Source organism: Borrelia hispanica CRI (assembly GCF_000500065.1).
GTDB classification, from domain to species: Bacteria; Spirochaetota; Spirochaetia; order Borreliales; family Borreliaceae; genus Borrelia; species Borrelia hispanica.
This window is the reverse complement of sequence record NZ_AYOU01000115.1, coordinates 1-7,744: the sequence shown is the minus strand read 5'-3', so window position 1 is coordinate 7,744 and position 7,744 is coordinate 1. Positions and strand designations below refer to the sequence as shown.

Below are 7,744 nucleotides of genomic sequence, written 5' to 3'. Positions count from 1 at the left end.
AATAGAGCTAAATCTAGATTAAGAGTTGCCAAGTTGCATAGGAAAATTTCAAATCAAAGAAAAGATTTTTTACATAAATTATCTTATTATTTTGTAGCTAATTATAAAAATATAGTAATAGAAAGCCTATCAATTAAAAGTATGCAAAAAGGAATGTTTGGCAAAAGTGTTAATGATTTAGGATGGCATGAGTTTGTAAGACAATTATCGTATAAATCAGAGTGGTACGGAGCCTATTTACATAAAGTTGATAGATATTTTCCATCAAGCAAGCTATGCAACAATTGCGGTATTAAAAATACAACTCTAAAATTAAGTGATATTAGGTGGAGTTGTAGGAGTTGTAACACTTTGCACGATAGAGATATAAATGCAGCTCTAAATCTTAAAGCTTATTATTATAAGGAAATAAAAACTAAGGCAGGAACTGCCTGAAGTAAAGCTTGTGGACCATGCTCTAGTGGATGACCGTTCTTATAGAACCTAAAAAGCTATCATGGGATGAAACAAGAAGCTATTTCTATAATCTTTGATTTAGAAATAGCAGTTCACTTACAGTTATTCTGAATCAAAACGGTATTTTTAATCACATTTTGATGAAACATTTTATCAACATCTGTTTTTGTTGTTTTTACTACTTCCTTTGACTCTTTTAATGTATGAATAAGCCTTTTGCTTAGACCTTTAAAATATTTTTTTATTTTATTTTTAGTTGTATTTAATTTTTCAGTAAAACCTAAAAAACATTTTGTATTAAATCCATAAGTGCGTATGCATAAAAGCATTTTCTCATTATTTGTTTCAAATTTATTATTGTTATTGTTATGTCGTTTAAACTATTTTTTTCCTTTTCATTCCTTTAGTTCTTCGTTGTTGTATTTCATCAATATTATCATCATTGTAACACTGTGCTTTTTTACTTTTTATCATGTTTTTCTTGTTTATTTCTTTCTTACCTTTTAAAGTTCAAAAAGAAAACTAATTAATGTATGGTAATAAGAAAATATATCTGGTATCTGGAAATGATAAAAATAATGAATATCGAGAATTTAATTCTTTTTGTATTTGTATAATTATTTTGAGAATTAATTTTTATAGGAAATTTATTTCAACTTTGCTTTTCAAATATAATTTCTATTCTATAAAATCACAACTTTCAAAAATTAAATTTGTTATTAGTATAGATATACATTTGTTAATAACTTTATGGAAGTCAGTGATGAATACTCAAATAAATATATTATTTGTTATTTACTATGATATAGTATAATTCATCAAAATTTATTGTATAATTGTAGTTAAGGAGATCTTTTATGGCTCAGCCACAACCAATTATTACTCAGCATATGGTATTGACAGAACTGCTCAAAGCTGGAATTAATAGAGACATTGCTACTGATTTATCTTATCGTTATTACAAAAATGAGCTTACTTATAAAGATCTTGAATACTTGGAAAACCATTTTAATACTACAATTGATAAGATAGAAGGTATTTTAAAATCTGAAATTGTCTCTGTTAAACTAGAACTTGATAATAAACTTGATAAGATAAAAGTAGGTCTTGACAATAAAATTGACAATAAATTTAATGAACTTGATAATAGAATCGACAAGGTAGAAGATAGGTTAAAATCTGAATTTACTTCTGTTAAATTAGAATTTAATAATAACCTTGATAAGGTAAAAATAGAGCTTGATAACAAAATTGATAAAGTGGAAGATAAACTAAAATCTGAGGTTAACTCTGCTAAGCTAGAACTTGATAATAAACTTGATAAAGTGAGAGTAGAATTTGATAGTAAATTCAATGAACTTAAAAACACAGGGAAATTACATAATTGGATGTTTGGGACTATTATTACTCTTAATATAGGAATTTTTTTAGCTTTATTTTCAATAATATATTCTATTTTGAGTACTAAATGAATAAAAAGAATTAATCATATATTTTCATGCTAATAATGTTCTATTCTGTACAAATCAAAATGAGTTTGAATGGCTTATTTATGTCATCAACATTGAGAATTAACTTTTGTTTTTCTTTTAAAGACAAAACTTTATCCAAAAATTTACAAATATTTCCTTATTCTATAATACGATAGATTTGTATCTGAGTTGATTTACGCAACAACTTTATGTAATATCCAAAAGGAAAACTATCATATTGCATATATAAAAAGTATCAAAAATATTTCTTCTGAATAACTTTTATATATAATAAGTGACATTCTTTTTTAATGTTTATATAAAAAAGTTTTATTAAAGGGATATATTTACTTTTTACTATTTTTTAGGTTATTATTATTTAATAATTCACAGACAAGGAGATTACGATGAGAGGCATCAGTATCCATATTGAAAGACATCAATGCGAATTAATAGCTTTAATGTTGATAATATTTTATATAAACAATCAGTTCAGAAAATATTATCAAAATAGAGTATTTTATTATTTTAATGAAAATCTTAAAAGAAATGGACAAAAAGTAATCAAAAGTAAAATATTGCAAAATTATTTTTGTAAATTAAGCAAAACACTTCAATTAATAGAAAATCCTTATAACCACATTTTATTATTGAAAGCAACATGTATGATGGTTTAAGAAAAATAATTACCATAATTGAAAAATCTGTTGAACGTTCTAGAAAGAATGTTATAAAGGATGAATAAATATTATAGCTAATATATTTAACATGTGCATTGGACAATTAGTAAGTAAATTGAAAGTAGAAGTCTTAATGCCAATAAAGGATTATTTAAATAAACAAGAAAAATTGGAATATAATAAGATGCTAGATAGCCATTATTATTATTATTATTATGAATTATTAAAATTTATCGAGATGAAAATATGATAAGGTTGTTAGCTGAGGACTACTTATGGAAGGTATATTAAAGCGATTAGCAAATAAAAATGTAGAAATAGTACCGCCGAAAAATGAAGTAATTTTTATTAGGATAGAAAAGATTAATAGTAAAAATGTATATCATACAAAAATTATGAAAGATTTTTTTGCATTTGGAATTAATAAACACCAGAAGCATAAATTTTTTATTTCCTTTAGAAGTTTGTTTAATCAAGAAAAAATAAAATCGTTTCATTTGTTTTCTATAAAGAATGACGATGAGTTTTTTGGTATTTTTTATGGATATAGAAAACCTATAAAAAATATTATTACAAAATATGCAGAAAATGGAGTAATGAAAGCATCTACCTTTTCAAAGATTTATTATATAGAGTTTAGATTTAAAAAAGGAAGTGTTTTTTGTTATTTAAGGGGACTTGCTTATTTATTGAGAAAAGAGAAAATTCATAAGAGATATTATAAATCTCTAGTTAATTTACTTTTGCTCCTAGAAAAAGAAGTATATGAATTTTACGAAAAGAAATTACCAGAAGGGGGTTTTATTGAAAAATGGATAAAAAAAAACCTAAAATAGTTTCTATTGCCTCAATTAAGGGTGGCGTTGGGAAAAGTACAAGTGCAATAATATTATCTAAGTTATTGTCTCAAAAATATAAAGTACTTTTAGTAGATATGGATACACAAGCATCTACCACTAGTTATTTTTTTAGAAAGATAACAGAATTATCCATAGATTTAGTAAATAAAAATATATATGAAGTATTAATTGATAAACTAAATATTAATAAATCAATTGTGAATATTGACAATAATTTAGATTTAATACCGAGTTATGTTACTTTACATAAAATAAATAGAAATTTTTTTAAATACATGCTTGAGGAATTCAAATTAAAATTTGAAATAGGAAGGTTAGAAAAGGCTTATGATTATGTGATATTAGATACTAATCCTAGTTTAGATTTTACATTGACAAATGCTCTTGTGTGTAGCAATTATGTTATTGTACCAATGACTGCAGAAAAGTGGGCTGTTGAAAGTTTTGAGGTTTTAGATTTTTTTATAAAGGAACTAGAGATTTTTGTACCTATCTTTATATTTATAACTAGGTTTAAAAGGAATAATACACATAAATGTCTTTTAGATATTTTGCAATCAAAGGATAATTTTTTAGGCATGATATCTGAAAGAGAGGATTTAAATAAGAAGATAGCGGATAATTGCGAGTTTAATTTAAATAAAGATTATATCAAGGAATATGAGAATATATTGCATACTTTTATAGGTCAAATTGATAAGTTAACTTGTAAATAAATTATTGAAAATAAATTTTTCCAACCGTTGGAAACATTTGCAAAAGAGGATTAACAATATGGAGATTAATAGAAGGATAATGCATAATGATAAGAATATTATATTTAAAAATAATAAAATTTTGTCAGCGGAAGAGAGAAGGCAAGAAAGATATAATGAACTTAAGCTAAAGTTAAAGTCTAATCTTAAGGAAAATATCTATAACAAATTGGAAGCAATGAAAATTTTAAAAGAAATTAAAGACAATGATTATTATAAATTAGATGGTTATAAAAGGTTTAGTGAATTTTTAGGTTCTTATAAAGTAGCAAAATCTCAGGCATATAATTATTTAAAAATAGCAACAGCGATAGAAAAAGGATTACTTGAAGAACAATATGTATTGGAAAACGGTTTCAGAGAAGTTTTATCATTGATAAGAATAAAGGAAGGTGTGAAAATAAAAAAATCAAGACATCGTGGGCTAAAATCTTTAAAATTTCATTTTAAAAGTCAAGAAAGTTATGATTTTTATAGACAAAATGTTAAGTTTGCCAGTTTTTTAATGGATACATTATTTAAAGATGAAAAAAAATTGCTAGAAGAGTTTATGCATAAATTTAAAGATTTGGAACATCACTAATAAAGAATGTTTATGACTCATTTCTCATTTATTGTATATAGTTTGTAGAATAAACAACTTAATAAATGGACTCGTAAAAAGGGTTTAGTGAAAAATTTGCAGGTTTAATTTCATATCAAATAATTATGATTTTGTGATTAAAAGAATTATTGGAATAATAAATATGAACTTTAAAAATATATAACTTGCGAAATTAAAATTTCAAAAAATGTCCATTTAATTTATAATTCAATTTCTTTAAGTATATGCAAAATGATAATGAAATTTTGAAAAAATAAATAAAAAGTAATAGCATAATCTTGCTATAGAGACTTATTGTAAAAAACAGAATGTTAAATATTATTGCATTGCTAGCTTAATTAATTATTATAATCATTATTATTTTTATAGTAATTAAGTTTTTTGTATTAATTGAGTAAATTTAGGGAAACTATGTATATTATTTTTATTTGAATAGTATAATGGTTGATTTTATTTTTAATTTATTGTACCCTACCTAACATTAGTAGTGCTATCATTTTAGGACTACCTTGTTTGTGATCATACTTGCAAAGCTTTAGATCTTGATTAAGTGTTCTATGTAGAATATTTAGTCAGGATCTAATTTTATATTTTAATTTCCAATAAAATAATATTTTTGATTTTTTATGAAAATGATTATTATTATTTTTTTCTTCTTGATGTTTTTGAAGATGAAGAATTTTTGATGTACAATGTTGGGATTAGTAAAAAGTGGTATAGTAAATTTAAATTATATAAGAATAAATCTTTCGACTATTATTGATTGAAATAAGAGAAATCAAAGAATAAATTTTTGCAGTCATTAGTTAATGTGAGTAATGAATTTTTGAATGTTTTCACTTCATTTGGGGAAATGGTAGGGAGCGTATTGGGGTTGAGTGTTGAGAGTAAGAAATCGGACGTAGGGAAATATTTTAAGAGAGTGCAGGGTACTGTGCAAGGGATAAAGGATGGACTTAATAAAATTGTTGCTGAAATGAAGGTAGAAAAGAATCCGAATGCGGCAGGAGTAGAGAGTGAAGTAAAGAAATTGGTTAGTGAGACACTTGATAAGATAATAGCTGGAGCAAAGGAGGCAAGTGAGGCTATTGATATTGCAGGTTATGAACTACTTGGTAATGTAGCTGCTGTTGGTTCTGGTGGTGTTGCAGGTGATGAGGTTGAGAAGATAGTGAAAGGAATTAAAGGAATAATAGAAGTAGTACTTAAAGGTGTAGGGAAGGCCGATGCAGGGGATTCTAATAAGGCTAGTGATGGTGTTGCAAGAAATGCTAATGCTGGGGATGGAGAAGCAGGGAAGTTGTTTTCTAGTGACAATGCAGGTGAGCAAGCTAATGCAAAGAAAGTAGCAACAGATGCAGCAAAAGCAGTAGGAGGAGTAAGAGGAGCAGATATATTAGAGGCTATTGTTGAGGCTGCTGGTGACGCTTCTAAATTAGCTACTGCTAAGAATCCTGGCGCTGCTCCTAAAGATGCGGTAATAGCAGGGGGAATAGCATTAAGAGCTATAGCTAAGAATGGTAAATTTGCTGGTCCTAGTGCGGCTGTTGCTGAATATAATACTGGAGTAAAAATACGGTTGTAAGTGCAGTAACTAAGGCGTTAGATACATTGACAGTGGCAATAAGGAAAACAATAGACTTGGGGCTTAAGAATGTTAAGGATTCTATGAGAATTAATTCTAATGCTACTCCTGTTGTGTCTGATAAGGATGCTTCTGGTGCTAAAAACTAATAGTCTAATAATAATGATATGACTAAATAATAAAATAAGATAAATAAAATTATAACGGTAAGATACTAAGAGTTAGATGCTTAGTATCTTTTTTTTATTATGTTAAATAAATATTTATTATTTTGTTGTCATTTGTTTTTCATTATTCATTTGTTTGTTGCTTATTAGTTTTTATAGGTAGAAGTAGGATGCAAGTAAAAAAAACAAGGAGGCGAAGGAAAGGAATGAAAGAGAAGAAAGGAATAGGAAATATAGAAGAGTGTATAAGCGAGTATAGAGAGAAGGGAAGAGAGAAGGGAAGAGAGAAGGGAAGTAAAAGAATAGTAAAAGGAATAATGGTGATGGTAGTGATGGTGGTGATGGGATGTAATAGTGGGGGAGTTGCGGGAGGAGAGGAAGGAAAGAATAAATTTTTGCAGTCATTAGTTAATGTGAGTAATGAATTTTTGAATGTTTTCACTTCATTTGGGGATATGGTAGGGAGTGTATTGGGATTGAATGTTAATTCAAAGAAGTCAGATGTAGGGAATTATTTTAAGAGGGTTCAGGGTACTGTGCAAGGTACCAAGGATAAGCTTGAACAAATTGTTGATGATATGAAGAAAGGAGGGAATCCTCATGCTGTTGAAGTAGAGAGTGTAGTGAAGAAATTAGTTAGTGAAACATTTGATAAGATAATTGACGGTGCAAGTGAGGCTTTAAAAGGAGCTGATGGTGTTGAAGCAATTGGTAATGTTGCTGAACCTGGAGCTGGAGCTGGAGCTGGTGCTGATGCGGTTAAGTCTCTTAGTGAGGGAATCAAAAAAATTGTAAGTGTAGTACTTAAGGAAGGAAACGCAGAAGCTGGAAATGATAACGGTCCTGTTAAAGATGATGGTACTGCTGGTGCTGCAAGGGGTGATGCTGGTGCTGGTGTTGATGGTGATGCAAGGAAATTGTTTGCTAATAATAATGCAGGTGCTGCTGCTGATGCAGCAAAAGCAGCAAGAGATGCAGTAAAGGCTGTTGGGGCTGTAACTGGTGCTGACATATTGCAAGCTATTGCAAAAGGTGATGATGGTGAATCAGCTAAATTAGCGAAACATAACAATGCTGTTGCTAATAATAACGGTGCTAATGCTAATAATGCTAGAGATGCGATTATAGCAGGAGGAATAGCATTAAGAGCGATGGCAAAGGGAGG

General features: G+C 27.8%; 8 protein-coding genes and 1 pseudogene. 8 read left to right on the top strand and 1 reads right to left on the bottom strand.

Annotated features, from left to right (window positions below; genetic code table 11):
• On the top strand, window positions 1-435 hold a 435-nt coding region (locus tag U880_RS0103535), incomplete at its 5' end, for an RNA-guided endonuclease InsQ/TnpB family protein (RefSeq protein WP_024654778.1).
• 113 nt (window positions 436-548) lie between these two features.
• Here U880_RS0103535 and U880_RS0103530 read toward each other — a convergent pair.
• Window positions 549-785, bottom strand: coding sequence for a hypothetical protein (locus U880_RS0103530; RefSeq protein ID WP_024654777.1), 237 nt, complete (start codon window positions 783-785; stop codon window positions 549-551).
• Window positions 786-1,313: 528 nt separating this feature from the next.
• Between U880_RS0103530 and bdr the strand changes: the two genes are divergently transcribed.
• From bdr to U880_RS0103480, 7 genes and pseudogenes are all read left to right on the top strand, one after another.
• Entirely contained in the window at window positions 1,314-1,928 is a 615-nt protein-coding gene (gene bdr / locus U880_RS0103520) for a Bdr family repetitive protein (RefSeq protein ID WP_024654775.1), read from the top strand.
• 407 nt (window positions 1,929-2,335) lie between these two features.
• The gene (locus U880_RS12010) at window positions 2,336-2,605 is read left to right on the top strand and encodes a plasmid maintenance protein (protein ID WP_024654774.1); all 270 of its coding nucleotides are present in this window, start codon (window positions 2,336-2,338) and stop codon (window positions 2,603-2,605) included.
• Window positions 2,606-2,883: 278 nt separating this feature from the next.
• Entirely contained in the window at window positions 2,884-3,444 is a 561-nt protein-coding gene (locus U880_RS0103500) for a DUF226 domain-containing protein (protein ID WP_024654773.1), read from the top strand.
• Window positions 3,420-4,184 (top strand): ParA family protein, encoded by a 765-nt coding sequence (locus U880_RS0103495; RefSeq protein WP_014687048.1) that lies wholly within the window; start codon window positions 3,420-3,422, stop codon window positions 4,182-4,184. The genes U880_RS0103500 and U880_RS0103495 overlap by 25 nt, the downstream gene beginning before the upstream one ends.
• A gap of 58 nt (window positions 4,185-4,242) precedes the next feature.
• Window positions 4,243-4,806 carry a chromosome replication/partitioning protein gene (locus U880_RS0103490; RefSeq protein WP_038359154.1) on the top strand — a complete coding sequence of 188 codons (564 nt, stop codon included), beginning with the start codon at window positions 4,243-4,245 and terminating at the stop codon, window positions 4,804-4,806.
• Between the two features lie 793 nt (window positions 4,807-5,599).
• Window positions 5,600-6,561 (top strand): annotated as a pseudogene (locus U880_RS10070) (variable large family protein); the annotation flags it as partial.
• A 224-nt stretch (window positions 6,562-6,785) separates the two neighbouring features.
• Window positions 6,786-7,744, top strand: a 959-nt coding sequence (locus tag U880_RS0103480; RefSeq protein WP_024654771.1) for a variable large family protein, incomplete at its 3' end; no start/stop codon positions are given.